Below are 24709 nucleotides of genomic sequence, written 5' to 3'. Positions count from 1 at the left end.
CGCCCTTGCTTTTTATCGGTAGCAACCGTCTTTCTGCTAAATGGCAATTTAGCGGAATAAAATCACATTCCTTTTATGTTGCTCTTTTCCATGATGAAGTTGGTGAGTTGAATCCCATTGCGATCAACCTGATTTGTGCGGATCGCACGATAACCCCGCTTTTCAAAAAATGATTTGGCAGTCAACGATGCGTGTGTCGTGAAAAAAGAAACGCCTTGCCGGGCAGCCTGTTGCTCAAGCTCATTTACAATCGCTGAGGCAATCCCTTTTCCTTGATAATTCTTGTGGACATACAGTCTGTCCAGATAACCATTCGAATCCATATCGCCAAACCCCACAATGGTGCTGCCCTCTTCAGCCACAAGGGTGTTGTGTTCTAAAAAAGATTGATCCCAAGCAGACCTGTCTATGTTCCCCGTTGCCCAAGCGTCCAGCTGCGGTTTGGTGTAATCCTTTGCATTGATCGTGTGAACTGTGGTGTAAAATAATTCCGCAATCTCAGCGCAGTCTGTCGGTTGGTATTTTCTTAATTTCACAGGCACACCTCTTGCGCCCTGTTCCCTACAAAACCGGTTGCTCTCTTCATAAAACTCCGGTTTCCTTCAGCATAACCGCCGCGGCCAGCGCCAGCAGTACCGTCAGCGCGCCCTGCCCCACCAACCGGTTCCCGGAGATCACGTCCTTGCCCCCGTCCTGACGGCAGGCAATCATCAAAAACAGCGTTGCAATTGAAAGTGCCGCCGCGCCCACGGCCACAATTCCGGTCAAAAGGCTGGGCAGGCGCAGTCCCCGCCCCAGAAAATAAAAGATCAGTCCGGCGGCGGAAACAATGCTCCCCGCGTCCATCAACCTTTTTTTCTTCGTAAAATCTTCTTTCATTTCCATCTCTCCGGCAACTTTATTTTGTTTTCTTCCCTTGCGCCAAAATTCAATACCCGTTGACGATGACGTTCAGCACCCGCCCCGCCACGGTCCCGGCCACAGACGCGCCGCCGCCGCCGTTTTCCACCAGCACCACAAAGGCATAGGGTGTGTCATCCCCCCGCAGAAACCCGGCGAACCAAGCGTGGGGCTTTTGATCCGTTCCCACCTCCGCCGTGCCGGACTTGGCGCAGATGTCCATATTGGGGAAGCGGTCCTTGCCATAGGTCATGGTCACGTTATTGGCCATCAGTTCTGAAAGGATATCGGCGGTTTTTCCGCTGATGAGCTGTCCGGTATGGCGTGTCAAATTCAGCGAGGTGGGAAGGCCCAGCGTATCCCGGGTCTTTAAAATCAGCTTTGGTACGGCGGCTCTGCCTCCGTTTCCAATGGCCCCCATGTAGGTCATGAGGGCGCAGGGGTTCACCGCGTCGTGGAACTGGCCCACTCCCGCCCAGCCCAGCTGGTCGTCGGTAATGTCGTCGAAATTAAAGGTGCCCTTGGCGGTGGGCAGGCCGCTGACGGAATAGCTGTCCGTCAGCCCCGCCTTTTCCGTATAAGCTTTCATCGTATCCGCACCCAGTTCCACCGCCATCTCCGCAAACGCCACGTTGCAGGAGTTGGCCAGTGCCTGCGTGAACGTCTCCTCACCGTGAGTTCCGGAGCAAACAATGGTGTCGTCTCCGATCTTCACGGACCCGGAACAGGTCCAAGTGCGGGTGCCATAGTCCGGCAGCTTTTCAATCGCCGCCGCTGCGGTCACGGTTTTAAACACCGAGCCGGGGGTAAACGTGGAGGACAGAAAGCGGTTTAAGTACGCACCCTTGTACCGATCATTCTCCAAAATATCCGACGGAACGTTCAGCGGATCGTAGCTGGGGGCGGAAACCATGCAAAGAATCTCGCCCGTTTTGTAATTGTAGACCGCCACCGTCCCGGCATGGCCATTCAGTGCTTGATACGCCTCGTAATTATACCGGGCATCCAGAGTCAGATAAAGACTGTTCCCCTGATGGGCGGAAAACGCGCCGTTGACCAAATCGTAACCGGTCAGCTTGTCGGCAAAGGCGTTCAAAACGCCGGTACCGATGTTGCCCTGCAAATCGCCCACAGCGTGCAGCGTGGACTTGCGGACCGTCTCATTTTGGTAGTAAACGCGATTTCCGTTTTCATCCACCGTGCTGAGAATGTCCCCATCCCGGTCCAGCACCGTGCCGCTGGTCAAAACGCCGGCGTTGTTGTAAAGGTGTCGGTTGAATGCAGAGGATGCCCAACTGCCGCCTTTCATCAAGAATTCTCCCACAAAAAAGGTCAGTCCCAGCATCAGCAGTCCCGCAAGAGCCAGACAGATGATCGCCCGTTTTTCAATTTTCCTCATGGCGGTTCTCCTCTCTGCGGAATTCACCCTCCCGCACCGGCTCCGTCCGGCGGCGGGCTTCCTCCGTCAGCCTGCGGCCCGGGCCCCGCCGAATGGCAAAGCTGGCATTCTCCCGGGTGTCCGTGGCCTTTAAAAAGGCCAACAGCCCCCACGCCGACATCATGGCAGACCCGCCGTTGGACACAAAGGGCAGCGTTACGCCGGTGAGCGGAAGCAGGTCCACAGACCCGAACACGTTCAGGCAGGACTGAAACACCAGCAATGATCCCGCCGCGCAGGCGGCAATCATGTAAAAGCTGGACCGTCCCACCCGGCAGGCCCGGACCGCGAACACTGCCAGCGTCACGATGGACGCCACGGCCAGTACCGCAATCACAAGCCCCCACTCTTCGCACAGCATTCCGAACACCAGATCCGTGTCTCCCGCAGGAACGCGGTGAAGCCAGCCGTTTCCGGCCCCCATGCCCACAAGGCCGCCGCTGGCGGCGGCGGACATGGTTCGGGTCTGCTGATAAGCCGCACCCACGGAGGCGTTTTGCCATGCGTGTCCCCAAGTGGCAAAGCGGCCCAAAATATACGGTTTAAACTTCATGATAATGCCTGCGCCGAACACTGCCGCGCCGCAGATCAGGCCCAGCGTGGCAAAATCTCCGGAGCGGAGATAGGCAATGACCAAAAAGGTGACAAAAAAGATGGCGGCAGTGCCAAAATCGCTCATGAGGCCCAAACACCCGATGCAAACGCCGGTAAGAACGATGAACAGCGTCAGGTTCCGCTTGCGGAACAGGCGCTCCAGCGTGGCGGACCCGGCAAAGATGTAGCAGATTTTTGCGATTTCTGAGGGCTGGAAGGAAAACGGCCCCAAAATGATCCAGTTTTTTGCACCGAACACCCGGCTGCCCAGCACCAGCGTAATCCCCAGAAGGCCAATAGCCGCCGCCGCGGAAATCCAGCGGAGCTTTTGAACCCGGCTCAAGTCCCGCAGGGAAAGCCCCAGAATGATGAACAGACCCAGCCCCAGCACCACGGCAATGAACTGCTTGAACAGGGCCTCCGGCGCGGAGGAGGCCGTGACGGAAAGAGAGAGGGTAGACAGGAAAAATGCAATCGTCTCCATCTCAAAGCCCACGCATTTGGTGGTTCGCAGCACCGCATAGTAAACCCACATCACAACCGTCAGGCCCATAAATGCCAGAGGCAGCGTGGTGGTCGTCTTTGTCCCCTCTGCCACAATCAGCTGCAGGCAGGCCAGCACCTGAAACAGCGTCAGCCACAAAAATGACGGCCAAATCGCCGCAGGCCGCTCGGCTTTTCGGCGGCGTTCCAGTTCCTCCCGCTCTCCCACGGTCTGGGGCAGAAAAATCAGCGGCACGCCGCCCAGCGTAATGGTGTCTCCCATTTTGATCGGTGCGGAAGTCGAGACTGCCTCGCCGTTGACCGCAGTTCCGCCCTTGGAATCTAAATCGTACAGCGTCCAGTCCCCCGCCTCGCCCCGGCACAATGCCGCGTGCTGCCGGGAAATGCTGGGATACGTCAAGAGCACGTCCGCCGTTTTGCTCCGGCCGATAATATTCTCCCAGTGGGTCAGAGGGATGGGCGCGCCGTTGGGCAGACTCAGCTGTCCCCATGTTTCCGGCGTATGGGGGATTTTCAACAGCCCCCGAATGGCCCGCGCCAAAATAAGTACCGCCAGCACTGGGAATAAAAAGCGTACCACCGCGGAAAACCATGTCCCCGCCAGCGGATAGGCGGCAAGCACTGCCGTCAGGGCATCCAGCAAAGACTGCAAAGCAGACATCGCGCCGCCTCCTTCTCAAATAATTTTGTAATTATTATAACATTTGGCACAAACTATGTACAGCGTTTTCCCCATTTCCTGATTTTTCATTGTCATTTTTTTCGGTTTCTCTTGACCTCATTAGAATATTGCAGTAAAATATTAAATCGTATATGAAAAAGTGGGAGGGACCTGCCGCCCTCATTTTCTTTGATTTTTAACGGAAAGGCCGATCAACATGATTCATCCCTACAAGACGAGGGAAGGCGGCGCAACCGTCACCATCTTCGTCCCCTACGACTGCCACAACCACTGTCCCTTCTGCATCAACAAGGGGGAGTACGCTGACCTGACGGGGTTCTCCGCGGAGAAAATCTGTCAGAGTATAGACAAAATGGACGCCATCACGCCGGAATGCGACTTTGTTTTCACCGGCGGAGAGCCGCTGGCGGACCTGAGCGCTCTGCAAGGCATGCTGGACCACATTCCTTCCACACACAAGATTTATATCAACACCACCCTGCCGGTTTCCGAGCATCAATCGGAGGAGGACATTGTGGAGTTTACCCGCCGCAACCGGGACAAAATCACCTGCATCAATGTTTCCCGCCACATGCAGAAATACGTGGTAGAGTCCAACGACGCGCTGTTGAGCCGTCTGGCGGTTCCCTTCCGCATCAACTGCGTGCTGTACAAGGACTATCCCAAGGCGGATTTGATCCCCTATCTGGAGCGGTTCCGCAAAATTCCCGGGGCCAACATCCAGTTCCGCTTTGATTACACCGCCACCACGCCGGACAACCTCTATGACGAGGAAGATGACATGATCCTCCACGATCTGAAAAAGATCTCCCGGTACACCGGACTGGACGGCTGCCGGATGCGCTGCGGGTTCCACTTCGACTACAAGGGTATGGAGCTGACCTATCACAAGACTCTGCCCTATTCCACGATTGTGGAGCAGGACAGCCGGGACGGTGTGACCTATGATATCCTGTACGATATTCTTATCAAGCAAAACGGCGACATCCACGCCGATTGGGATGGCACAAAGCTGGACGTGAACGCCTATGCAAACGTGGTGTTTGAACCTTATGACCTGCGCTGGCGGGAAAAAATTGCATCTTGATACTCCAAAGTGGGAGCCTGCCGGCTCCCACTTTTTACTTACTACACATAAGGGAGAAATTTACCATGAAAGAGATTCAAACCGTTGGTATTGTGGGTCTGGGCGCGCTGGGCGTTATTTTCGCCCACCAACTCACGCAGGGCGCAGGCTTTGAACAAGTGAAGGTGCTGGCAGACACACAGCGAACCGCCCGCTATGAAAAGGAGGGCATCTTCCTCAACGGCGAACGCTGCGCTTTTCACTATGCCGACACGGCGGCGCAGACCGAGCCGTTAGACCTTTTGCTGTTTGCGGTGAAGTTCGGGGCGCTGGAGAGCGCCATCGAGGAGTGCCGCCATCTGGTGGGACCGGACACCACCATCATTTCCGCCCTCAACGGCATCTCCAGCGAACAGGTGCTGTCTGACGCGTTTGGGAAAGAGAAGATCGTCTGGTGTGTCGCCCAAAAGATGTCCGCTGTGAAAGAGGGCAACCGGGCCACCTGCCCCGTGTTCGGTGAGCTGGCGCTCGGTGTTCCCGCCGGGCAGGATGATTCCCGTCTCCGGGCACTGACCGCTTTCTTCGACCGGGTACATTTCCCCTATTCCCTGCCGCAGAACATACAGGTCCACATGTGGAGCAAGCTGCTTTGCAATACCGGATGTAATCAATCAGCTATGGTATTCCAGTGCGGATACAGAAACTTGCAGATTCCCGGTCCGGCTCGGGATGCGATGCTGGGCGCCATGCAAGAGGTCGTTCAGGTGGCAAACGCTGAGGGCGTACCCCTGTCAGAGAAAGACGTACAGGAATGGGACTCTATCATCCAGACCTTTCCGGGTGACGGAGAACCGTCCATGCGTCAGGATGGAAAGGCCCACCGCAAAAGCGAGGTGGAACTGTTCGCCGGAACCATTCGCCGCCTCGCTGCCAAACACGGTATCCCTGTCCCGGTAAACGACTGGCTCTATCAGCAGGTACAGGAGATGGAGAGCCGGTATTAAGACTTTTTTTCCATCAAAACGTCAGCAGGCGTTTTGATGGTGACGGGATGCGCAGTCCCGCTCATGGCAGCAAGGGCCGCGCCGCACGGCGTCTTCGTCCGTCAAAGCCGGCGCGCCGCGGTGCGTATTTATAGAACTGCGCCACGTTTTTATAGAAAATTCGCGTAAGTGCGGCAAGCACTGTAAAGGAAAAGCGCCTTCTGACTGAGTTTGTTCAGTCCGAAGGCGCTTTTATTACGGTTGACGGGATTACTCAGGTTGTCAAGCGCGTGGCGCTGTCCGTTTACCAGATTCCCAGCACATGCTGCATAACAAGGCTGACGCAGGCAATGGAAACCCAGCAGCAAAAGCCCATAAAAATCGGCTTTCCGCCGGTTTTCACCAGCTTCACTACGTCCGTATTGAGTCCGATGGCGGACATTGCCATGACAATGAAGAATTTGGACAGCGTTTTCAAAGGCGCGAATACCGCCGCGTCCACTCCGGCCGCCGTACAGACCGTGGTAATGACAGAGGCCAGCACAAAGAACAGGATGAACATGGGGAACGCGCTCTTCAGACTGAAGGAATTTTCCCCTGTCCCCCCGGCCTTTTTCGCTTTGGCCGCTCTCCACAGCGCCAACACCAGTGTGATGGGGATAATGGCCAGCGTACGGGTCAGCTTGACAATGGTGGCCGCGTCCAGCGTATTGCTGCCGTGGATTCCGTCCCATGCGGCAGCCGCCGCCGTGACGGAAGAGGTATCGTTCACCGCCGTTCCCGCAAAGAGGCCGAAGCCCTCGTTGGAAAGCCCCAGCCAACCGCCCAGCGTGGGGAACAGCAGCGCGGCAATGATGTTGAACAGGAAAATGACAGAGATGGCCTGCGCAATCTCCTCGTCGTCCGCGCTAATCACCGGGGCGGTGGCGGCAATGGCAGAGCCGCCGCAGATGGAGGAACCGACGCCCACCAGCGTTGAAATGTTGGAGGGAATCCGCATCAGCTTGCACAGCGCAAAGGAAACCACCAAAGACGTGGTGATCGTCGCCACAATCACCGGCAGGGACTGCGCCCCTACTTTGGCAATCTCGGAGAGGTTCAGTCCAAAGCCCAGCAGAATCACCGCGTACTGTAAAATCTTTTTAGAGGTATAGGCGATACCGGCCTGTACCTTCGTCTTGTCCTTCCACAGCTGGGTGACCACCATGCCCATCAGGATGGCAAAGACCGGCCCGCCCACGACCGGCAACAGCTTTCCCAGCCACCACGCCGGGATGGACAGCGCCAGACACAGCACAACGCCGGGTATTTTTTCGCTCATTTTTTTCATGTACGATCCTCCTCGATTCTCAGCGGACCGATATCCACTTTCCGCTTTCATTCACTCGATTTGCAATCATACACGAAATTTTCGGCTTTGTAAATCATTTTTGCCGTTTTTCGGTGATTAAGCCAAAGATGCGGTGCATAGACCGATCGTTTTACCGTTTACCTGTTGCCGCAGGCGGCTCTCTCACTGCCGCGTCAGGTGGAAAACGGCCTCCAATACGCCGCCGCCCACTGCCAGCGCCTTGTCCGACGCGGTGAAGCAATTCGCCTCCTGCCCCCGGGGGTCCACGTCTCCAGCCTTCATCCCCTTGAAAACAGGCGTGCCGTCCGCCAGAATCCCCCGCAGAACGCCGGTAAGCGTACAGTGCATGGGTAACCCTTCCACCTCCCCGGCCACATCGCCCTCCGTGACCATTGCGCCGATATCCAGTCTTTGATGAAACACGCCGTCCGCCGGTGCCCGGAGAACCCGTTCGCCGGAAAAACCGCCGATCAGACCGGGAATCCCCGTGTTGGGCAGGGCTGAGCCGGTGTAATACGTCCGGCCCAGCGTGTGGCCCCGCATAGTCTCCACCACTGCGTGGCAGTCCACTCCCGCTGTGAAACCGGGGCCCACCGCCACCACCACAGGCGCATCCGTAATCGTTGTCCCCAGATTCTTTTTGGCAAGGATCGCATCCACCACCGCATCGGGCCGCAACTGGGGGATACACTTCCCCTCTGCGTCCGGCAGGACGGGAATTACCCCCTCCTTTAATAAGGCAAGCGCCTTCACCGCCGTCTCCGCCCGGACCGCCGTCACATCCTCCACTGTGGCCCGCCCCAGCACGATGGCCTGTGAAAAGCAGACCGTCCGCCGGATGGCGGTGGGATTGCTGAGGTCCGTCATCACCACCTGTACGCCGCTGCGCCACAGGCGCAGTGCAATCCCCGTGGCAATATCTCCCGCACCGCGAATCACTGTCAGCATGACCAGTCTCTCTTTCTCCGCCCAAGGCGGTCAAAAAATTTCTCCAAGGAGCAGGGAGCCTGCCACCGCGGGACAGTCCAAAAGCTCCGCCAGTTTTTTCGCCTCTTCAATCGCCAGCTCCGCTTGATTAATCAGCACGCGCCGATGCAACTTTTCCGCCCGCAAAACCGCGGCGGCGATCTCTGGGGTAACAACCTCCGTCTCCGCCGCGCCAGCCAGCTCCGCATAGCGCTCCGGTCGATGCGCCGCCTCTTGAATGGGACATCCAAAGCCGGACGCACCCACCACGCAGATTGTCTGCATAGCCTCCATCGGAATCACCGGCTCATGGGGCGCGTGGGCCTTCATGGGGCGGTGGGCCGAGCCGTCGGCCTCCACCAGCACATAATCGAACAGCGCCGCAAGCCGCGCCATCGGAACCGCCGGAACAGTCAGCTTTCCGTTTTCCAGCAGCGTCCCGGTGCAAATCAAGCCGCTTTTTTCCCGCGCGGCCAGAAGTGCGTCTTCCTCCGCCTCTGTGACACAGGGCAGATCGTCAAACGGAAAGATCCGCGTGGTTGTACACAGCAGCACGCTGCCACCCGTCTCCGACAATTCTTCTCCCAGCGTTCGCAAAAGCGCGGTCTTTCCACCGCCGCCGATCACGGCGGTAACACCGGGGTGAATCTCCAGAACACGCGTCCAGTCCATCGTCGTTTTCCTTCCTTCGTTCTCTTTTCAAAAGAATAACACTTCCCCGCACCTCCGTCAAGGCAGAGCAGCTTCTCTTTTCTTGACTTCTTTTGACAGAAATGATAAACTGTTTTCGTTCATCCCACTTGAGTATCACGGAGGCGTTTATGCAGGACAACTGCGGGCGGACAATTCGATATCTGCGGCTGTCGGTGACGGATCTGTGCAATTATCGCTGCCGGTATTGTATGCCGGAGGCGGGCGTTGAAAAGCGGGCGCATCGAGACATTTTGTCCGTGGAAGAATGCGTGGAAATTGGCCGGGCGGCAGTGAACTGCGGCGTGAAAAAAATCCGGCTTACCGGCGGCGAACCGCTGGTTCGGCGTGGAATTTTAGATATCTGCCGGGGACTTTCCGCCATTGAAGGTCTTGAGGAACTGTGCATGACCACCAACGGAAGTCTCTTGCCTCAGTTGGCCGCGGTGCTTAAAGAAGCCGGCGTGAGCCGCCTGAACGTGAGTTTGGATACCCTTTATCCGGATCGTTTTTCCAGCATTACCCGCTGCGGCTGTCTTGCCGACGTGCTGGCGGGATTGGAGGCGGCGGAACGAGCCAGATTTACACATTTAAAATGCAATGTGGTTCTGATCGGCGGTCTGAATGACGACGAGATCGGAGACTTCGTTGCTTTAACGGAGCACCACCCATGGGAAATTCGTTTTATCGAACTAATGCCCATGGGGCAGTGCGCCGATTGGGAGCAGCATTGCTTTCTCCCGGCGGAGGAGGTTCTGCGGCGCGTCCCGGCCTTGCGGCCCTGCGAATCTTCCGGTACGGCGGCGCGTTACCGCGTTCCCGGCTGGAGAGGAACCGTGGGGTTGATCGAACCCATGAGCCACCGCTTTTGCAGCCGGTGCGACCGGATTCGGGTCACGGCGGACGGGAAATTGAAGCCCTGCCTCCACAGCGACGCAGAGCTTTCCCTTCGCGGACTCCACGGTGCGGAATTGGAAAACGCGATCCGGCGGGGCATTGCCCAAAAGCCGGAGCAGCACCACCTGACGGACGGCGGCAGCGACACGAGCAGAAATATGAACGAGATCGGCGGCTAGCGGAGGAGCAAACTGCGCTCCACGCACTTCCGGCTCTGCCGAAAGCTTGTGCCGCTCCGTTGCTCCTCCGCTTTCACGGAAAAGCCCCTGGACTTTTCCGTGAGTAGGACGGAAGACGCGAGAACGGAGAACGCCTTGGAGCGAAGCCCACTGCATTTTTCCGCAAGACAAAACGCAAAAAGGAGCGCCCTCATGGACACTGAACACGAACTGACGCATTTCAACGAGCAGGGCCGCGCACATATGGTGGATGTAGGAATGAAACCCGTTACCCAACGGGAAGCTCTGGCGGGCGGCGAAATTCTCGTCTCTCCCGAAGTCCTGCAAAAAATTAAAGACGGTACGATGAAAAAGGGCGACGTGCTGGCAGTGGCTCAAGTGGCGGGCATTATGGCCGCCAAGCGGAATTGGGAACTGATCCCCATGTGCCACCCCCTGCCCCTGACAAAAATCGATGTTGCCTTTCACTTGAGCAAAAATCCTTGCCGCGTGGAAATCTTAGCGACAGTGGCTTGCAGCGGCGTGACCGGCGTTGAAATGGAGGCGCTGACTGCCGTTTCTGTGGCGGCGCTGACGATTTACGACATGTGCAAGGCCGTTCAGAAGGACATGTGTATTCAAAATATCCGTCTGCTGAAAAAAACCGGTGGAAAAAGCGGCGAATACATTGCGGAGGTTTGATATGGCAAAGGTTACATCCGTCAATATCAGCGAGCAGAAAGGAATGCAGAAGCATCCCGTTTCTGAGATTCTTCTGAAAATGCGACACGGCATCGTAGGCGACGCTCACGCCGGAGACTGGCACCGTCAGATTTCCCTGCTGGCGGAGGAGAGCGTGGACACTATGCGCGCCGCCTGCCCCATTCCCCTGACCGACGGGGTGTTTGCGGAAAACATCAACACCGTGGGCATTGATTTGAAGCACCTGCCTGTGGGAACCCATCTGCGCATTGGGGAAACCGAGGTGGAAGTCACGCAGATCGGCAAGGAGTGCCACAATGACTGCGCCATTAAAAAGGCCGTGGGCAAATGCGTGATGCCCACCGAGGGCATTTTTGCCGTGGTCGTGCGGGAGGGAACGGTTCGCTCCGGCGACGAAATTGAAATTCTGGAGGCGAGGGCATGAAGCTCATCAAAACGCAAGAGGCCGTGGGCCATGTCCTGTGCCATGATCTGACACAAATCATTCCGGGTGAATTCAAGGGCGCCCGCTTTCGCAAGGGCCATGTGGTCACGGAGGAGGATATCCCCGTGCTTCTCTCCATGGGTAAGGAAAATCTGTATGTTTGGGAGCTGCACCCCGGAATGCTCCACGAGGACGACGCAGCTATGCGTCTGTGCGGACTGTCCATGGGGCAAAATATCCGCCGGACCGAGGACATCAAAGAGGGCAAGATCGAGCTGTTCGCGGAGTGCGACGGGTATTTCACCGTGGATGTGGAAAAGCTCAACGCGGTTAATTCCGTCCCGGACGTGATGCTGGCCACCCGCAAGGGCGGCACGGCGGTGAAAGCAGGAGACAAGCTGGCGGGCATGCGGGTCATTCCTCTGGTGGTTTCGGAAACCACGCTGGAAGAAGCCGAGGAAGCTGCGGGAGCCGCGCCTCTGCTGAACGTTCTCCCCTTCAAGCTGAAAACCGCAGGCATTGTTACCACCGGCAGCGAGGTCAAAAAAGGGCTGATCGAGGACAAATTTACCCCGGCGGTAAAGCGGAAACTGGAAGCTGTGGGCATTGAAACGGTTGCGCAGATTTTCTCCGGCGACGGGGTGGAAAATGTGGCCATCGCCATCAATCAGATGCGAGCCAAAGGCGTGGATCTGGTGCTGTGTACCGGTGGAATGAGCGTGGATCCTGACGACAACACCCCCGGCGGCATCAAGGCCGCAGGGGCGGAAATCGTAACCTACGGCGCGCCCGTCCTGCCCGGTGCCATGTTCCTGTTGGGCTATTTTTCAGACGGCACGCCCGTGATGGGCCTGCCCGGCTGTGTCATGTTTGCCGGAGCCACGGTGTTTGATTTGGTTCTGCCGCCGGTGGCGGCGGGCGTCCCCGTCTCCCGGAGCGATATTGTGGCGCTGGGCAACGGCGGTCTGTGCCTTGGATGCAAACCCTGCCACTGGCCGGACTGTCCATTTGGAAAATAAGGAATTTCGCGCCCTGTTTGGGCGCGAAGTTTTCCCCAGTCGTTCACCTCGAAAAAGTACCACGGTCTGCAATCTCCCTCGGGAGTTCAGATAGGAAACGCTCTGATTTGGAGCGCCACCAACATAAGAAAGGAAGTTTTGTACACATGAAAAAAGCACTTGCACTGACCTTGGCTCTGGCCATGTCTCTGGCTCTGGCCGCCTGCGGCGCGACCGCTCCCGCAGCATCCTCCGGTTCCGCGTCCGGCTCCGGTTCGGCATCTTCCGCTCCCGCAGGCGAGCCGGTGGAAATCATCGTCTTTGCCGCCGCATCCATGACGGAAACCATCGACCAGATCATCGAAGCCTATAAAACCGTAGCCCCCAACGTAACCGTGATCCCCACCTATGAGTCCTCCGGCACCCTGCTGACCCAGATCAAAGAAGGCGCGGACTGCGATCTCTTCATCTCCGCCGCCCAGAAGCAGATGAACGCGCTGGACGGTTCCTTGAAGGACGATGCGGACAAGAATCCCGACGGTCTGGATATGATCGACGCCTCCACCCGCATCAACCTGCTGGAAAACAAGGTGACGCTGGTGGTTCCCGAAGGCAATCCCAAGGGAATTGAGAGCTTTGACCAGCTGGCCGAGCACCTGAAGAGCGGCGACATTCTGCTGGCGATGGGCAACAGCGACGTGCCCGTGGGCCAGTACACCCAGAAGATTTTCTCTTTCTACGGGCTTGAGGAAGACGCACTGAACACCGCCGGCGTTCTGACTTACGGCTCCAACGTGAAGGAAGTCACCACGCAGGTCAGCGAGGGAACTGTGGACTGCGGCGTGATCTATGCCACAGACGCCGCCTCCGCCGGTCTTACCGTGGTGGACAGCGCCACCGCCGAGATGTGCGGTCAGGTGATCTACCCCGCCGCCGTTCTGTCCGGTTCTCAGCATCCCGCTGAGGCAAAGGCATTCCTCGATTATCTGACCACCGCTGAGAGCGCCGCGATTTTTGAATCCGTGGGTTTCACGGTTGTGAAGTAATTTAAAATCTGGTAAACTGAAAGCCGGGCAGAAGTTCTGCCCGGCCTTTCAGTATCATTCAGGAGGTTCCCCATGGACTGGTATCCCCTTTATAACTCCCTGCGTATCTCCGCCATCTCCACGGTTGCCGTGTTTTTTCTAGGGCTTTTGGCGGCTTATTACATTGCCCGCCTGCCCCGCCTTGTAAAGGGCGTGCTGGACGTGGTGCTGACGCTGCCGCTGGTTCTGCCGCCCACGGTGGTCGGGTATCTTCTGCTGCGTCTGCTGGGTCCAAACCGCGTGGTTGGCGGTTGGTTTCTGGCCCACTTCGACACGAAGCTGGTCATGACTTGGTGGAGCGCCATTTTCGCCACGGTGGTGGTGGCCTTTCCCCTGATGTACCGCACGGCCCGGGGCGCCTTTGAGTCCTTTGACGAGACGCTGGCGGACGCGGGACGGACGCTGGGCCTTTCCAATTCGTATATTTTCTGGCGTGTGCGGATGCCCTATTGCAAGCAGGGAATCTTGGCGGGGACCGTGCTGGCCTTTGCCCGTGCACTGGGGGAATACGGCGCCACGTCCATGATCGCCGGGTACACACCCGGACGCACCGCCACCATCTCCACCACCGTTTATCAGCTCTGGCGCACCGGGGACGATGCGGGAGCCACCCAATGGGTGCTGGTGAATCTGGCCATCTCCGCCGTGGTGCTGCTGGCGGTAAATCTGCTGGAATCCCGGCAGAGAGGAGGGCGGCGCTGATGCTTCACGTCGATATTCGCAAGCGCATGGGCTCTTTTCTGCTGGAATCCCAGTTCTCTGCGGAAAACGAGGCTCTGGCGCTTCTGGGTGCCTCCGGCTGCGGCAAATCCGTGACACTCAAGTGCATCGCGGGCATTCTCCGCCCGGACGAGGGCCGAATTGAGCTGGATGGACAAGTGCTGTTCGACAGCGCTGGGAAAATTGATCTTCCTCCTCAAAAGCGAAACGTTGGGTATCTCTTTCAGCAGTACGCTCTCTTCCCCAACATGACGGTGGCGCAAAATATCGCCGTGGCCGTTCGGGACAGCACATCACGCGAGACTGCCGTGGCGGAAAAGCTGCGCCAGTTCCGACTGGAGGACGTGGCCGCCAAGCGGCCCGCCGCCCTTTCCGGGGGGCAGCAGCAGCGCGCGGCGCTGGCCCGTATTTTCGCCTCGCAGCCCCAGGCAATCCTGCTGGACGAGCCGTTTTCCGCATTGGACAGCTACCTGAAATACCAGCTGGAGCTGGAGCTTTCGGAAACCCTTGCCGCCTTTCCCGGCACGGTGCTGTGGGTCACTCACGACCGGGGCGAGGCTTGGCGCAACTGCCGTCGGGTCTGTGTGATGGACGGCGGGCATACGCAGCCAGTTCAGTCCCGCGAGGCGCTGTTCCTTGCTCCGGGAACGGAGTCCGCCGCCCGGCTATCCGGCTGCAAGAACTTTGCCGCCGCAAGCCCTAAGGACGAGGATGTTTTCCTACCTGAATGGGGATTGACGCTCTCCTGCCGCCGTGCCGTCCCGCCGAAGACCACCGTGGCAGGCATCCGGTCCCACCACGTCCACTTTGCCGCGAAGGATGAGGTAAATTCCTTTTCCTGCAATGTGGTGAAGGTGATCGACGACGTGTTCAGTTCCATCGTCCTGCTGCTGCCCTCCGGTTCGGCGATAGACGCGCCGCTGCTGCGGATGGAGCTTGACAAGGCCGCGTGGGGGGCTCATGATGGAGAAAAAACTGTCACCGTCGCCGTCCGGCCCGAAGATATTTTGCTACTGCAAAAATCTTGAGGTGATACTACAAAATCTTTGCAAAATACCGCAGGCGTATTGTGCTGTGTCGCCCTAAATACACTTACACGCTGCGCGCCGCTTACTCGGCGCGGGTCAGGAGGATTCAATGAATTGGAAAGCCGCGGTTTTGACCGTCAGTGATCGCAGTTCCCGGGGAGAGCGCCCCGACGAGGGCGGGCCTCTGATTTCCGCTCTGCTGCAAGACGCGGGCTATGAAGTTTTGCGTACCGCCATCGTCCCGGATGAGCAGGCGGAGATCGCCCGTTTTCTGCGGGAATGGGCGGACATAGGAGAGGTGCAGCTGATCCTCACCACCGGCGGAACCGGCTTTGCTCCCCGGGATGTAACGCCGGAAGCAACCTGCTCCGTCTGTCAGCGTATGACGCCCGGCATCCCGGAGGCCATGCGGGCCGCCTCTCTTGCAATCACGCCCCGGGCCATGCTGTCCCGGGCGGCGGCGGGCATCCGAGGTGGGACTCTGATCGTGAACCTGCCGGGAAGCCCCAAGGCGGCCAAGGAGAATCTGGAGGCCGTTCTTCCCACGCTGGGCCACGGGCTGCAAATGCTCTCCGGCGAAGCGGCGGACTGTGCCAAATTAACGGACTGAGTAAACGAAGCCAACGCGGCTCTGCTGAATGGGCGGAGCCGCGTTTGTGTCCTTGCCAGTCACCCGCAGGCGTGCTATAATGACAGTATCCTCGTAACCTGTATCGCTGCGGCCCTCCCTTTCCGATAAACGCACGAAATTTTTAAATCGGAGTACCGCGCGGATTTGACGCAAATCAGGAGGTTTTTTATGGATGCAAACGCGCGGTCTTTGGACTACCTGCGCTGTGGAACGCCTATGGTCTTTAGGATGCGCAAGGATTTTACCACCGACCCCCGCTCCGTGTTCTTCTGTGACGAGGGCCCGGAGCTGGATCTCTATATCTGCCCGAAATGCCGCAAGGTGGAGTTTTATGACTGTAGCAGCGTTCTCCCGGAACCTGTTCCCGCAAAAACGACAAATCCGTATTACGTACCGGGGAACAGCGCGCACATCACCTGTCCCCGCTGCAAAAAGGAACATCCCCGGAATGATGAAATCTGCCCGCTGTGCGGCCTTCCCAAAGCCTATTTGGACAGCCCCACGGAAGATGACACAGCGATTTCCGCAGCTTCTGAAGCGCCCGAACCTGCGAAACCGGTCAAGTCGGAAAAGAAACCGCTTCGCTTCAAAAAAATATGGGGCGACAAGGACCCCTGGGACTGAGTTGCTCAAATATTCACTGATGAAAGGACCTCACATGCTGAAAATTGGATGTCATCTCTCCTCCTCCAAGGGTTTTTTGTCCATGGGGAAAACGGCGGTGGAAATCGGCGCCAACACCTTCCAGTTCTTTACCCGCAACCCCCGGGGCGGAGCGGCAAAACCGCTGAACGAGGCGGATATCGCCGCTTACCGCGCCTTTGCGGAAGAACACGGCCTGTTCCCCATTCTGGCCCACGCGCCTTATACGCTGAACTGCTGCGCCGCTGATCCCGGACTTCGGGAATTTGCCCTAAATACCATGGCGGACGATCTTGCGCGGCTGGAGCACCTCCCCGGCAGTCTCTATAACTTCCATCCCGGCAGCCATGTCAAGCAGGGGCTCGACGTGGGCGTTGCTCTGATTGCGGAGGCGCTGAACGCGGTTCTGCGGCCCGGACAATCCACCACGGTACTTCTTGAGACGATGGCGGGCAAGGGCAGCGAGGTGGGCCGCACTTTTGAGGAACTGCGGTCCATTATTGACCGCGTGGAGCACCCGGAGCTTTTGGGCGTGTGTCTGGACACCTGCCACGTCTACGACGGCGGATATGATCTGGTAAACGATCTGGACGGCGTGCTGAATGCCTTTGAGCGGACCGTGGGCCTTGACCGTCTGCGGGCCATCCACTTGAACGACAGCAAAAATCCGTTTTCCAGCCACAAGGACCGCCATGAAAAAATAGGGGAGGGCAGCATTGGCCTTTCGGCCTTCACGGCCCTCATCAATCATCCCAGCCTTCGAAACCTGCCCTTCTATCTGGAAACACCACAGGAGGATGTGAGCGGATACGGACGGGAAATTTCTCTGCTGAAAAGCGTATATCAAGACTGAAGGTTCGCAAGAGGCCCAACGGCGTTTCGCCGCCCCGTTCTTCGCAAGAGTGGTTTATCGTCCCAGTCTTTGAACAAAAATGGCCGCCCTGTTGGGCGGCCATTTCTTTCTTTTTGGAAAATAGGTGTTCCGCATTTTCAGTGAGCCGCACTCACAGCTTCTCTTCCCACTGGCTCTCGCGGAAGCCTACCAATACAAATTCATCTCCCACGAGAATGGGACGCTTCACCAACATTCCATCTGTCGCCAGCAAGGCAAACTGCTCGTCCTCACTCATGTCCGTCAGCTTTGCGGAAAGCCCTAGCGCCTTATAGACAAGGCCGCTGGTATTGAAAAAGCGTTTTAGCGGCAAGCCGCTTTTAGCGTGCCATGCCCGCAGCTCCGCCTCCGTAGGCCGCTCCTCCTTAATGTCCCTCGAATCGTAGGAAAGCCCTCGCGCGTCCAGTAACACCTTTGCCTTTGCGCAAGTGGAGCATTTTGGATAACATACAAACAACATCTCTCGAATTCCTCCCGTCAATTTCATGGAAAGCCGCGTATAGCCAGTCAGGTCTAAGCAGTCCGGGGCCTGTCCCAAAAGCAGACGCTCCTTCTCCGCACGGCTCAGATGCTTGATGCGATATTCCAGCCGGGATGCGGCGGAGCGATCTGCCGCCGTCCACGCGCCCTCCATTTGAACAGCGCGGTGAGCGATGGTATATTTTGCACCCTTTCCACCCTGTCCTTGATGCTCCGCAAGGCGGCGGGTCAGGTCGGTGGTGATGCCGGCATAAAGGGAACCATCCCCACAGCGCAGCAAATACACGTAATACATCTCGCCGTTTCCACCCCGTCCACTCATCTCGTTGCTGGTATTGTAGCATAAAACCCACCTGTGATGCAAGATTCCCCACAACCGGAAAGGTTTCTTATGGAAAATGGGACCAATTCTTGCAGGGCAAAGCAAAAGCCCTTTCCCATGGGCAAACCACATGGGAAAGAGCTTTTAGACTATTTGTTAGGGAGATTGAACGCTTTACTTCACAAGTTCAATAATGGCCGTCTCAGCGGCATCGCCGCGACGGACGCCGGTACGAACGATGCGGGTATAACCGCCGTTGCGCTCCGCATAGGTGGGGGCAAGCTCCTTGAAGATCTTCTTGCACACATCCTCGCGGGTGATAAAGCTCATGGCCTGACGATAAGCAGCCAGATCATTCTTCTTCCCCAAGGTAATCATCTTCTCGGCCAAAGGCTTGATCTCCTTGGCACGGGTAACGGTGGTTTCCATGGTGCCTTTGTCCAGGAAATCGGTGACCTGCTGGCGAAGCATCGCCATACGCTGGTCCGTTGTCTTACCGAGTTTACGGGTTCCGGGCATTTCGGTATTCCTCCTTATCGGGAATTTTCTGCCCCGGCGGTCTCCCGCCGGGCATTAAAAAGTCAGTTGTTCTCTTCGTCTGCCAGAGACAGACCCATCATGGCCAGCTTATTGATCACTTCCTCAAGGGACTTGCGGCCCAGATTACGAACCTTCATCATCTCGTCTTCGGTCTTGGAGATCAAGTCCTCGACGGTGTTGATGTTGGCGCGCTTGAGGCAGTTAAAGCTGCGCACGCTGAGATCCAGCTCTTCAATGGTCATCTCCAAAACCTTGTCCCTCTGCGTCTCACCCTTTTCCACCACCGTGGGCTTGCTGCCCACGTTCTCAGAGAGATCGGTGAACAGGGTGAAGTGATCGCAGAGAATCTTGGCACCCAAGGACACAGCGTCCCGGGCGGAAATAGTTCCATCGGTCCAGACTTCCAGCGTCAGCTTGTCGAAGTCGCTGGACGTACCCACGCGGGTGGGCTCCACAGTGTAGTTGACTTTATACACCGGGGTATAGATCGAATCAATGGGGATCACGCCGATCACCTGCTGGCTCATGGACTGCTTGTTCTTGTCCGCAGACACATAACCCCGGCCGTGAGACAGGGTGATTTCCATATTCAGCGTTGCGCCGTTATCCAGCGTGGCAATGTGGAGCTCGGGATTCAGGACCTCCACCTCGCCGTCAGCCTTGATATCCCCGGCAGTGACCTCACAGGGGCCAACTGCCTCGACATAGACCGTCTTCCCGCTCTCGCCGTGGAGTTTGGTCAGAAGGCCCTTGATATTCAGGACGATCTCCGTCACATCCTCCTTGACTCCGGGGATGGTGGAAAATTCGTGCTGGACGCCGGCGATCTTGATGGAGGTCGCAGCGGTGCCGGGCAAAGACGACAACATAATGCGGCGAAGCGCATTGCCCAGCGTGGTGCCATAGCCCCGCTCCAGCGGCTCCACCACGTACTTACCGTAGGTGATATCACCGGGAGCTTCGATACACTCGATCTGGGGCTTTTCGATTTCGATCATGCAGTTACCCTCCTTCATCTTCTCATTGCAGCCAAGCTAAACAGCAGGCTGCGTTCGGTTCCTGTCATCTTTGAGGGCGTCCTCCAATTACTTGGAGTACAACTCGACGATGAGGTGTTCCTCAATGGGAAGATCGATATCCTCGCGGGTGGGCATCCGAGTAACAGTGCCCTTGAGGGTATTCTTCTCACGCTCCAGCCATGCGGGCAGCAGGAACATCACGGCGTTCTCACCAACCAGACGCTTGAACGCAACAGAGGAGCGGCTGGATTCCACAACCTCGATCACGTCTCCGGCCTTAACCAAATAAGAAGCGATGTTAACCTTCTTACCGTTGACGGTGAAGTGCCCATGGCTCACCAGCTGACGGGCCTCACGGCGAGTCATGGCAAAGCCCATACGGTACACAACGTTGTCCAAACGGCGCTCCACGGTGATCAGCAGGTTGTCGCCGGTCTTGCCCGGGGTCGCCACAGCCGCTTCATAGTAGCTGTGGAACTGCTTTTCCAGAATGCCGTAAATAAACTTGACCTTCTGCTTCTCGTTCATCTGGGTCGCGTATTCGCTCTTCTTCTTTCTCATCTGGCCGCCGGGATTACGCTTTGTGTCTTTCTTGGCGTAACCCATCACGGCAGGAGAAATGCCCAGAGTCTTGCAGCGCTTGGCAATGGGCTGCATATTCTTAGCCATAAAGTTTTACCTCCTTCAAATCAGACACGGCGACGCTTCGGGGGACGGCAGCCGTTGTGGGGGATCGGGGTGACGTCCTTAATCATCGTCACTTCCAGACCCACGGCCTGCAGTGCCCGGATCGCGGCCTCGCGGCCCTGACCGGGTCCCTTCACGAAGACCTCGACGGTCTTCAGTCCGTGCTCCATGGCGGCCTTTGCCGCAGTTTCCGCTGCAGTCTGGGCCGCAAAGGGCGTGGACTTCTTGCTTCCACGGAAGCCGAGGCCGCCAGAGGAAGCCCAGGAGAGCGCATTGCCCTGCGAATCAGTGACAGTCACCATGGTGTTATTGAAAGAAGAACGGATATGGACCTGACCACGTTCGATATTCTTCTTTTCGCGACGGCGCCGGACAACTTTCTTGCCGGCTGCTGCTTTAGCTGTTGCCATTTTCGTTCTCCTTCCTTACTTCTTCTTGTTCGCAATGGTCTTCTTAGGACCCTTGCGGGTACGCGCATTGGTCTTGCTGCGCTGTCCGCGGACAGGCAGACCTCTGCGATGACGGACGCCGCGATAGCAGCCGATCTCCGTCAGGCGCTTAATGTCCAGTGCGGTCTGGCGACGCAGGTCGCCTTCCACGGAATAGGTCTCGATAGCGTCGCGGAGCTTCTGCTCATCGGCGTCTGTCAGATCCTTCACGCGGATGTCGGGGTTGATACCCGTCTGCGCCAAGATATCCTTGGCGCTCTTTCTGCCGATTCCGTAGATATAAGTCAGTCCGATCTCGATCCGCTTATCCTTCGGCAGGTCAATGCCGGCGATACGTGCCATAGTCTTAAAGCACCTCCATATTTAATTAGCCCTGTCTCTGCTTGTGCTTGGGGTTCTCGCAAATGACCATGACCCGGCCTTTGCGGCGAATGACCTTACACTTTTCGCACATGGGCTTCACGGACGGTCTTACCTTCATTGTCTAACCATTCCTTTCAGCTTTTGTTCCCAGCCGCAAGATGCGGCGCGGGCAGTGTTGTTACTTAGTACGCCAGGTGATCCGGCCTCGGGTCAGGTCGTAGGGGGACATTTCCACCGTGACCTTGTCGCCAGGCAGGATCCTGATGAAATTCATTCTGAGTTTTCCGGAGATATGCGCTAAAATCGTGTGTCCATTGCCGATATCCACTTTGAATGTGGTGTTGGGCATGGATTCGACCACAACGCCCTCTACTTCGATCATATCGGATTTTGCCAAGCCTTATCCCTCCTGGTCCGGATGAACCTCCTCGCGGTATTCCGCGAGGGCTCTGCGAAGTTCACTGTTTGTGACTTTTTCTTCGCCCTTGATCTTTGCGGAAAGGCGGGTGTCGTCATCCGCAACAAAAAGCACGTGTCTGCGCTTTTTGCGCTTTGGCGACTCAACCTTCCGCGATTTGCCGTCTGCCAACAACAGGTACTCCCCTTCCACGCTCATCACGCAAAACAGCTTTCCCCGGTCTCTGCCGGCATTCGATCGTACAATATTAGATTTTGCGATCTCCATACGCGCTCTCTCAAATCGCAGGGGCCGTCAAAATTTCCGGCTCACCGTCGGTAATCAGGATCGTGTTTTCATAGTGGGCGGCGTTCTTTCCGTCCGCAGTGCGGACCGTCCAACCATCGCTCATTTGGTAAATGGAGGCAGAACCGCCGTTTACCATGGGTTCGACCGCAAGGGTCATTCCCCGCAAGAGTCTGGGACCCCGGCCGGGGTGACCGTAATTGGGGATTTCTGGGGATTCGTGCATGTTCGCGCCGACACCATGTCCGACGTATTCCCGCACGATGGAATACCCGCGGGATTCCACATAAGCCTGCACCGCTGCGGAGATATCTCCGATACGGTTGCCTTCTCTTGCCTGCGCAATTCCCTCGAAAAAGCTCTGTCTGGTCACATCGATCAGATCCTGAGCCTCCGGGGCAATCTGTCCGCAGGCAAAAGTTGCCGCGCAGTCGCCGTGGAACCCGCCGATGTATGCGCCCACATCCACGCTGACAATATCGCCCTCTTGCAGCACCCGTTTGCCGGGAATGCCGTGGATGATCTCGTCGTTGACGCTGATGCAGACGGACGCCGGATACCCCTGATAATGCAGGAAGGACGGCACCGCGTGCGCTTTGCGAATAAATCGCTCCACTTCGTCGTTGATCTCCTGGGTTGTTACGCCGGGCTTTACCAATTCCCCTGCCAAGGCACGGGCAGCCGCGGTAAGTTTTCCCGCTCGGCGCATCAAGTCGATCTCCTCTGAGGATTTGAGAATAATCATTCTAATCTCATCTCCCCAACGCGTGGAGGATCGCCTGTGAGGTGGCAGCCACGCTGGACTGGTTCTCCACAGACTTCAGAACGCCCCGGGACTTATAGAAGTCCTTCAGCGGCTCTGTCTCTTTGTGATAGACCTCCAAGCGGTGCTCCACCACCTCGGGGTCATCGTCGTGCCGGCGGCTCAACTTGCCGCCGCACTTGTCGCAAATGCCCTCTTTTTTCGGAGGGACAGCGACCACATGAAAGCTGGCTCCGCAGTGCTCGCACACCCGGCGGCCCGCCATGCGCTCCTCGATCTCCTGATCGGAGATCTCAATGGAAACCACATCATCAAAGTTGATTCCGGCCTTTTCAAGCGCCTCTGCCTGAGCGATGGTGCGGGGCACCCCGTCCAGAATATAGCCGCCTGCGCAATCCGCCTCCGCCAGCCGGTCCGTGATGACGCCGATAATGACGTCATCCGGAACCAGCTTGCCCGCGTCCATGAAGGCCTTTGCCTTCAGGCCGGTAGGTGTTCCATTTTTAATGGCCGCGCGGAGAATATTGCCGGTTGAAATCGTGGGAATGGAAAACTCTTTACACAGGATTTCGGCCTGTGTGCCTTTACCGGCGCCGGGAGCGCCCAATAAGATCAGTTTCATTCCATTTCGCCTCTTTCTTATTCCAGGAAGCCCTTATACTGGCGCATCAGCATCTGAGACTCCAAGGCCTGCACTGTTTCCAGCGCAACGCCGACGATAATGATGACGGAAGTACCGCCAATTCCCAGAGAGCTGCTGTTCAGGGCCTTGCCCGCAATCAGGGGGCACAGAGCCACAATGCCCAGATAGATGGCGCCAAAGAGCGTCACTTTGCTCAAAACCTTCTTAATGAAGTCCACAGTGGGCTTGCCAGGACGGAAACCGGGGATAAAGCCGCCCTGCTTTTTCAGGTTGTTGGCAATTTCTACGGGATTGAACTGAATAGTGGAGTAGAAATAGCTGAAGCCAATAATCAGGATGAAGTACACCACCATATAGAGGATGGACTTGGTATCCAGGAACTGAGACAGCGCATAGCTGAAGGTTCCCTCCTCACCCACGCCGGTAAACGCCATGATGGTGGCCGGCAGGGAGGCGATGGACTGCGCGAAGATGATGGGCAGAACGCCGGACATATTCACCTTCATGGGAAGCGTAGAGGTCTGGCCACCGTACATCTTCCGGCCCACCTGCCGCTTGGCATACTGGACGGGAATGCGGCGCTCGGCGCCGTTGATGAAGACGATGAACACAATCAGTGCCAGAATACCGACCACGATCAGTGCCACACCCCAAGGAGCCAGCGACTGATTCAGCACGTTCTGCGCCTGTGCCGCCGTATAACCGGCAGAGGTCAGCGTATCCGCGGTGAGGCTCCCGCTCCGAATGCCGGACCAAGTGCTCACGCCGGTGGCCATGCTGGACACCATGCTGGGAACGCGGGACAGGATACCTGCAAACAGGATGATGGAGATACCGTTGCCGATACCGAATTCCGTGACCTGCTCGCCCATCCACATGACGAAGGAAGAACCCGCGATAAAGGATACCATGATAACCAATGCAGCCCAAATACTGGTGTCGGTCAAAATGCCGTACCGCTTCATGATCATATAGTAGCCGAAAGCCTGCAAAATTGCAATGGCAACCGTCGCATACCGGGTGATGGACTGGATCTTCTTCCGGCCTTCCTCGCCGCCGTCCTTTGCCAGCCGCTCCAGAGCGGGAATGGCAACGGTCAGCAGCTGGATGATGATGGAGCTGTTGATATAGGGCTGAATGCTCAATGCGAAGACCGTGGCCTGGGCGAACGCGCCGCCGCTCATCACGTTATACAGTCCCAAAATTGTGGTGGACTGGCTGTTCAGATAGCTGGACAGTGTCGCCACATCCACATAGGGAACGGTGATGGCGTTACCGATGCGGAAAATGAGCAAAATCAGCAAAGTGAAAATGATCTTCTTCCGCAGCTCGGGGATACCCCATGCTTTGCGAATCGTTTGGATCACG

General features: G+C 57.1%; 31 protein-coding genes and 1 pseudogene. 12 read left to right on the top strand and 20 right to left on the bottom strand.

The window, feature by feature from the left end; translation table 11 throughout:
• Window positions 1–62 precede the first annotated feature (62 nt).
• Genes ON16_RS13310 through ON16_RS13295 form a run of 4 tightly spaced genes read right to left on the bottom strand, consistent with a single transcriptional unit; the run spans window position 63 to window position 4097 of the window.
• Window positions 63–536: a GNAT family N-acetyltransferase gene (locus tag ON16_RS13310; protein ID WP_040663599.1), complete on the bottom strand. Its 474-nt coding sequence runs from the start codon at window positions 534–536 to the stop codon at window positions 63–65.
• A 46-nt stretch (window positions 537–582) separates the two neighbouring features.
• Entirely contained in the window at window positions 583–879 is a 297-nt protein-coding gene (locus ON16_RS13305) for a hypothetical protein (protein WP_040663595.1), read from the bottom strand.
• Window positions 880–928: 49 nt separating this feature from the next.
• Window positions 929–2299: a penicillin-binding transpeptidase domain-containing protein gene (locus tag ON16_RS13300; protein ID WP_040663592.1), complete on the bottom strand. Its 1371-nt coding sequence runs from the start codon at window positions 2297–2299 to the stop codon at window positions 929–931.
• A complete protein-coding gene (locus tag ON16_RS13295) occupies window positions 2286–4097 on the bottom strand; it encodes an FtsW/RodA/SpoVE family cell cycle protein (RefSeq protein ID WP_040663589.1) in 1812 nt (603 codons plus the stop codon). Before ON16_RS13295 ends, ON16_RS13300 begins: the two co-directional genes overlap by 14 nt.
• 217 nt (window positions 4098–4314) lie before the next feature.
• Here ON16_RS13295 and ON16_RS13290 point away from each other — a divergent pair, with 217 nt between their 5' ends.
• Window positions 4315–5205 (top strand): 4Fe-4S cluster-binding domain-containing protein, encoded by an 891-nt coding sequence (locus ON16_RS13290; RefSeq protein WP_040663586.1) that lies wholly within the window; start codon window positions 4315–4317, stop codon window positions 5203–5205.
• A 65-nt stretch (window positions 5206–5270) separates the two neighbouring features.
• The gene (locus ON16_RS13285) at window positions 5271–6188 is read left to right on the top strand and encodes a ketopantoate reductase family protein (protein ID WP_040663583.1); all 918 of its coding nucleotides are present in this window, start codon (window positions 5271–5273) and stop codon (window positions 6186–6188) included.
• A gap of 283 nt (window positions 6189–6471) precedes the next feature.
• Here the strand turns inward: ON16_RS13285 and ON16_RS13280 are convergent, their stop codons facing one another.
• The 3 genes from ON16_RS13280 to yqeC all read right to left on the bottom strand — a co-directional run bounded on the left by ON16_RS13280 (window position 6472) and on the right by yqeC (window position 9156).
• Window positions 6472–7497, bottom strand: coding sequence for a YeiH family protein (locus tag ON16_RS13280; protein ID WP_040663580.1), 1026 nt, complete (start codon window positions 7495–7497; stop codon window positions 6472–6474).
• A 183-nt stretch (window positions 7498–7680) separates the two neighbouring features.
• Window positions 7681–8466, bottom strand: coding sequence for a selenium-dependent molybdenum cofactor biosynthesis protein YqeB (yqeB, locus tag ON16_RS13275; protein ID WP_051131765.1), 786 nt, complete (start codon window positions 8464–8466; stop codon window positions 7681–7683).
• A 30-nt stretch (window positions 8467–8496) separates the two neighbouring features.
• Window positions 8497–9156, bottom strand: a complete 660-nt coding sequence (gene yqeC / locus ON16_RS13270) for a selenium cofactor biosynthesis protein YqeC (RefSeq protein WP_040663577.1) — start codon at window positions 9154–9156, stop codon at window positions 8497–8499.
• 149 nt (window positions 9157–9305) lie between these two features.
• Between yqeC and moaA the strand changes: the two genes are divergently transcribed.
• The 10 genes from moaA (at window position 9306) to ON16_RS13220 (ending at window position 17333) form a co-directional block, all read left to right on the top strand.
• Window positions 9306–10250, top strand: coding sequence for a GTP 3',8-cyclase MoaA (gene moaA / locus ON16_RS13265; RefSeq protein WP_040663575.1), 945 nt, complete (start codon window positions 9306–9308; stop codon window positions 10248–10250).
• A gap of 192 nt (window positions 10251–10442) precedes the next feature.
• A complete protein-coding gene (moaC, locus tag ON16_RS13260) occupies window positions 10443–10931 on the top strand; it encodes a cyclic pyranopterin monophosphate synthase MoaC (RefSeq protein ID WP_040663572.1) in 489 nt (162 codons plus the stop codon).
• 1 nt (window position 10932) lies between these two features.
• Window positions 10933–11376, top strand: a complete 444-nt coding sequence (locus ON16_RS13255) for an MOSC domain-containing protein (protein WP_040663569.1) — start codon at window positions 10933–10935, stop codon at window positions 11374–11376.
• Window positions 11373–12395: a molybdopterin-binding protein gene (locus tag ON16_RS13250; protein WP_040663562.1), complete on the top strand. Its 1023-nt coding sequence runs from the start codon at window positions 11373–11375 to the stop codon at window positions 12393–12395. The genes ON16_RS13255 and ON16_RS13250 overlap by 4 nt, the downstream gene beginning before the upstream one ends.
• Before the next feature lie 146 nt (window positions 12396–12541).
• A complete protein-coding gene (gene modA, locus ON16_RS13245) occupies window positions 12542–13420 on the top strand; it encodes a molybdate ABC transporter substrate-binding protein (RefSeq protein ID WP_040663560.1) in 879 nt (292 codons plus the stop codon).
• Between the two features lie 72 nt (window positions 13421–13492).
• Window positions 13493–14161: a molybdate ABC transporter permease subunit gene (gene modB / locus ON16_RS13240; protein ID WP_040663558.1), complete on the top strand. Its 669-nt coding sequence runs from the start codon at window positions 13493–13495 to the stop codon at window positions 14159–14161.
• Window positions 14161–15207, top strand: a complete 1047-nt coding sequence (locus ON16_RS13235; RefSeq protein WP_051131764.1) for a sulfate/molybdate ABC transporter ATP-binding protein — start codon at window positions 14161–14163, stop codon at window positions 15205–15207. Before modB ends, ON16_RS13235 begins: the two co-directional genes overlap by 1 nt.
• Before the next feature lie 109 nt (window positions 15208–15316).
• Window positions 15317–15817, top strand: coding sequence for a MogA/MoaB family molybdenum cofactor biosynthesis protein (locus ON16_RS13230; RefSeq protein ID WP_040663553.1), 501 nt, complete (start codon window positions 15317–15319; stop codon window positions 15815–15817).
• Between the two features lie 189 nt (window positions 15818–16006).
• Window positions 16007–16462 (top strand): hypothetical protein, encoded by a 456-nt coding sequence (locus ON16_RS13225; protein WP_040663550.1) that lies wholly within the window; start codon window positions 16007–16009, stop codon window positions 16460–16462.
• Window positions 16463–16496: 34 nt separating this feature from the next.
• Window positions 16497–17333, top strand: coding sequence for a deoxyribonuclease IV (locus tag ON16_RS13220; RefSeq protein WP_040663548.1), 837 nt, complete (start codon window positions 16497–16499; stop codon window positions 17331–17333).
• 151 nt (window positions 17334–17484) lie between these two features.
• Here the strand turns inward: ON16_RS13220 and ON16_RS16190 are convergent, their stop codons facing one another.
• The 13 genes and pseudogenes from ON16_RS16190 to secY form a co-directional block, all read right to left on the bottom strand.
• Complete coding sequence (locus ON16_RS16190) at window positions 17485–17832, bottom strand: arsenate reductase family protein (RefSeq protein WP_040663786.1); 348 nt, start codon at window positions 17830–17832, stop codon at window positions 17485–17487.
• A 102-nt stretch (window positions 17833–17934) separates the two neighbouring features.
• A pseudogene (locus ON16_RS16185) lies at window positions 17935–18147 on the bottom strand (GIY-YIG nuclease family protein); the annotation flags it as partial.
• Window positions 18148–18348: 201 nt separating this feature from the next.
• Window positions 18349–18693 (bottom strand): 50S ribosomal protein L17, encoded by a 345-nt coding sequence (rplQ, locus tag ON16_RS13210; RefSeq protein WP_040663546.1) that lies wholly within the window; start codon window positions 18691–18693, stop codon window positions 18349–18351.
• Between the two features lie 62 nt (window positions 18694–18755).
• Entirely contained in the window at window positions 18756–19712 is a 957-nt protein-coding gene (locus ON16_RS13205) for a DNA-directed RNA polymerase subunit alpha (RefSeq protein WP_040663543.1), read from the bottom strand.
• Between the two features lie 87 nt (window positions 19713–19799).
• On the bottom strand, window positions 19800–20402 hold the full coding sequence (gene rpsD / locus ON16_RS13200) for a 30S ribosomal protein S4 (protein ID WP_040663541.1): 603 nt from the start codon (window positions 20400–20402) through the stop codon (window positions 19800–19802).
• A 20-nt stretch (window positions 20403–20422) separates the two neighbouring features.
• Complete coding sequence (gene rpsK / locus ON16_RS13195; RefSeq protein WP_040663539.1) at window positions 20423–20830, bottom strand: 30S ribosomal protein S11; 408 nt, start codon at window positions 20828–20830, stop codon at window positions 20423–20425.
• 15 nt (window positions 20831–20845) lie between these two features.
• Window positions 20846–21211 (bottom strand): 30S ribosomal protein S13, encoded by a 366-nt coding sequence (gene rpsM, locus ON16_RS13190; protein WP_040663537.1) that lies wholly within the window; start codon window positions 21209–21211, stop codon window positions 20846–20848.
• A gap of 25 nt (window positions 21212–21236) precedes the next feature.
• Window positions 21237–21350 carry a 50S ribosomal protein L36 gene (gene rpmJ / locus ON16_RS13185; RefSeq protein WP_014116882.1) on the bottom strand — a complete coding sequence of 38 codons (114 nt, stop codon included), beginning with the start codon at window positions 21348–21350 and terminating at the stop codon, window positions 21237–21239.
• A gap of 60 nt (window positions 21351–21410) precedes the next feature.
• Window positions 21411–21629: a translation initiation factor IF-1 gene (gene infA / locus ON16_RS13180; RefSeq protein ID WP_014116881.1), complete on the bottom strand. Its 219-nt coding sequence runs from the start codon at window positions 21627–21629 to the stop codon at window positions 21411–21413.
• Window positions 21630–21632: 3 nt separating this feature from the next.
• On the bottom strand, window positions 21633–21917 hold the full coding sequence (locus ON16_RS13175) for a KOW domain-containing RNA-binding protein (protein WP_040663532.1): 285 nt from the start codon (window positions 21915–21917) through the stop codon (window positions 21633–21635).
• A 10-nt stretch (window positions 21918–21927) separates the two neighbouring features.
• On the bottom strand, window positions 21928–22680 hold the full coding sequence (gene map, locus ON16_RS13170; protein WP_040663530.1) for a type I methionyl aminopeptidase: 753 nt from the start codon (window positions 22678–22680) through the stop codon (window positions 21928–21930).
• A 7-nt stretch (window positions 22681–22687) separates the two neighbouring features.
• Window positions 22688–23320 (bottom strand): adenylate kinase, encoded by a 633-nt coding sequence (locus ON16_RS13165; protein WP_040663528.1) that lies wholly within the window; start codon window positions 23318–23320, stop codon window positions 22688–22690.
• A 17-nt stretch (window positions 23321–23337) separates the two neighbouring features.
• Window positions 23338–24708, bottom strand: a complete 1371-nt coding sequence (gene secY / locus ON16_RS13160; protein WP_040663526.1) for a preprotein translocase subunit SecY — start codon at window positions 24706–24708, stop codon at window positions 23338–23340.
• Window position 24709: the final 1 nt, after the last annotated feature.

Source organism: Oscillibacter ruminantium GH1 (assembly GCF_000307265.1).
In the GTDB taxonomy this organism is placed as follows: domain Bacteria; phylum Bacillota; class Clostridia; order Oscillospirales; family Oscillospiraceae; genus Oscillibacter; species Oscillibacter ruminantium.
The sequence above is the reverse complement of the archived record's forward strand: the minus strand, read 5'-3'. Positions and strand labels throughout refer to the sequence as shown.

What these genes read in the sequence shown, in the direction of transcription:
- ON16_RS13305 (WP_040663595.1), bottom strand. Translation starts at nt 879, where the DNA reads ATGAAAGAAGATTTTACGAAGAAAAAAAGGTTGATGGACGCGGGGAGC.
- ON16_RS13300 (WP_040663592.1), bottom strand. Translation starts at nt 2,299, where the DNA reads ATGAGGAAAATTGAAAAACGGGCGATCATCTGTCTGGCTCTTGCGGGA.
- ON16_RS13295 (WP_040663589.1), bottom strand. Translation starts at nt 4,097, where the DNA reads ATGTCTGCTTTGCAGTCTTTGCTGGATGCCCTGACGGCAGTGCTTGCC.
- ON16_RS13290 (WP_040663586.1), top strand. Translation starts at nt 4,315, where the DNA reads ATGATTCATCCCTACAAGACGAGGGAAGGCGGCGCAACCGTCACCATC.
- ON16_RS13285 (WP_040663583.1), top strand. Translation starts at nt 5,271, where the DNA reads ATGAAAGAGATTCAAACCGTTGGTATTGTGGGTCTGGGCGCGCTGGGC.
- ON16_RS13280 (WP_040663580.1), bottom strand. Translation starts at nt 7,497, where the DNA reads ATGAAAAAAATGAGCGAAAAAATACCCGGCGTTGTGCTGTGTCTGGCG.
- yqeB (WP_051131765.1), bottom strand. Translation starts at nt 8,466, where the DNA reads ATGCTGACAGTGATTCGCGGTGCGGGAGATATTGCCACGGGGATTGCA.
- yqeC (WP_040663577.1), bottom strand. Translation starts at nt 9,156, where the DNA reads ATGGACTGGACGCGTGTTCTGGAGATTCACCCCGGTGTTACCGCCGTG.
- moaA (WP_040663575.1), top strand. Translation starts at nt 9,306, where the DNA reads ATGCAGGACAACTGCGGGCGGACAATTCGATATCTGCGGCTGTCGGTG.
- moaC (WP_040663572.1), top strand. Translation starts at nt 10,443, where the DNA reads ATGGACACTGAACACGAACTGACGCATTTCAACGAGCAGGGCCGCGCA.
- ON16_RS13255 (WP_040663569.1), top strand. Translation starts at nt 10,933, where the DNA reads ATGGCAAAGGTTACATCCGTCAATATCAGCGAGCAGAAAGGAATGCAG.
- ON16_RS13250 (WP_040663562.1), top strand. Translation starts at nt 11,373, where the DNA reads ATGAAGCTCATCAAAACGCAAGAGGCCGTGGGCCATGTCCTGTGCCAT.
- modA (WP_040663560.1), top strand. Translation starts at nt 12,542, where the DNA reads ATGAAAAAAGCACTTGCACTGACCTTGGCTCTGGCCATGTCTCTGGCT.
- modB (WP_040663558.1), top strand. Translation starts at nt 13,493, where the DNA reads ATGGACTGGTATCCCCTTTATAACTCCCTGCGTATCTCCGCCATCTCC.
- ON16_RS13235 (WP_051131764.1), top strand. Translation starts at nt 14,161, where the DNA reads ATGCTTCACGTCGATATTCGCAAGCGCATGGGCTCTTTTCTGCTGGAA.
- ON16_RS13230 (WP_040663553.1), top strand. Translation starts at nt 15,317, where the DNA reads ATGAATTGGAAAGCCGCGGTTTTGACCGTCAGTGATCGCAGTTCCCGG.
- ON16_RS13225 (WP_040663550.1), top strand. Translation starts at nt 16,007, where the DNA reads ATGGATGCAAACGCGCGGTCTTTGGACTACCTGCGCTGTGGAACGCCT.
- ON16_RS13220 (WP_040663548.1), top strand. Translation starts at nt 16,497, where the DNA reads ATGCTGAAAATTGGATGTCATCTCTCCTCCTCCAAGGGTTTTTTGTCC.
- ON16_RS16190 (WP_040663786.1), bottom strand. Translation starts at nt 17,832, where the DNA reads ATGTTGTTTGTATGTTATCCAAAATGCTCCACTTGCGCAAAGGCAAAG.
- rplQ (WP_040663546.1), bottom strand. Translation starts at nt 18,693, where the DNA reads ATGCCCGGAACCCGTAAACTCGGTAAGACAACGGACCAGCGTATGGCG.
- ON16_RS13205 (WP_040663543.1), bottom strand. Translation starts at nt 19,712, where the DNA reads ATGATCGAAATCGAAAAGCCCCAGATCGAGTGTATCGAAGCTCCCGGT.
- rpsD (WP_040663541.1), bottom strand. Translation starts at nt 20,402, where the DNA reads ATGGCTAAGAATATGCAGCCCATTGCCAAGCGCTGCAAGACTCTGGGC.
- rpsK (WP_040663539.1), bottom strand. Translation starts at nt 20,830, where the DNA reads ATGGCAACAGCTAAAGCAGCAGCCGGCAAGAAAGTTGTCCGGCGCCGT.
- rpsM (WP_040663537.1), bottom strand. Translation starts at nt 21,211, where the DNA reads ATGGCACGTATCGCCGGCATTGACCTGCCGAAGGATAAGCGGATCGAG.
- rpmJ (WP_014116882.1), bottom strand. Translation starts at nt 21,350, where the DNA reads ATGAAGGTAAGACCGTCCGTGAAGCCCATGTGCGAAAAGTGTAAGGTC.
- ON16_RS13175 (WP_040663532.1), bottom strand. Translation starts at nt 21,917, where the DNA reads ATGGAGATCGCAAAATCTAATATTGTACGATCGAATGCCGGCAGAGAC.
- map (WP_040663530.1), bottom strand. Translation starts at nt 22,680, where the DNA reads ATGATTATTCTCAAATCCTCAGAGGAGATCGACTTGATGCGCCGAGCG.
- ON16_RS13165 (WP_040663528.1), bottom strand. Translation starts at nt 23,320, where the DNA reads ATGAAACTGATCTTATTGGGCGCTCCCGGCGCCGGTAAAGGCACACAG.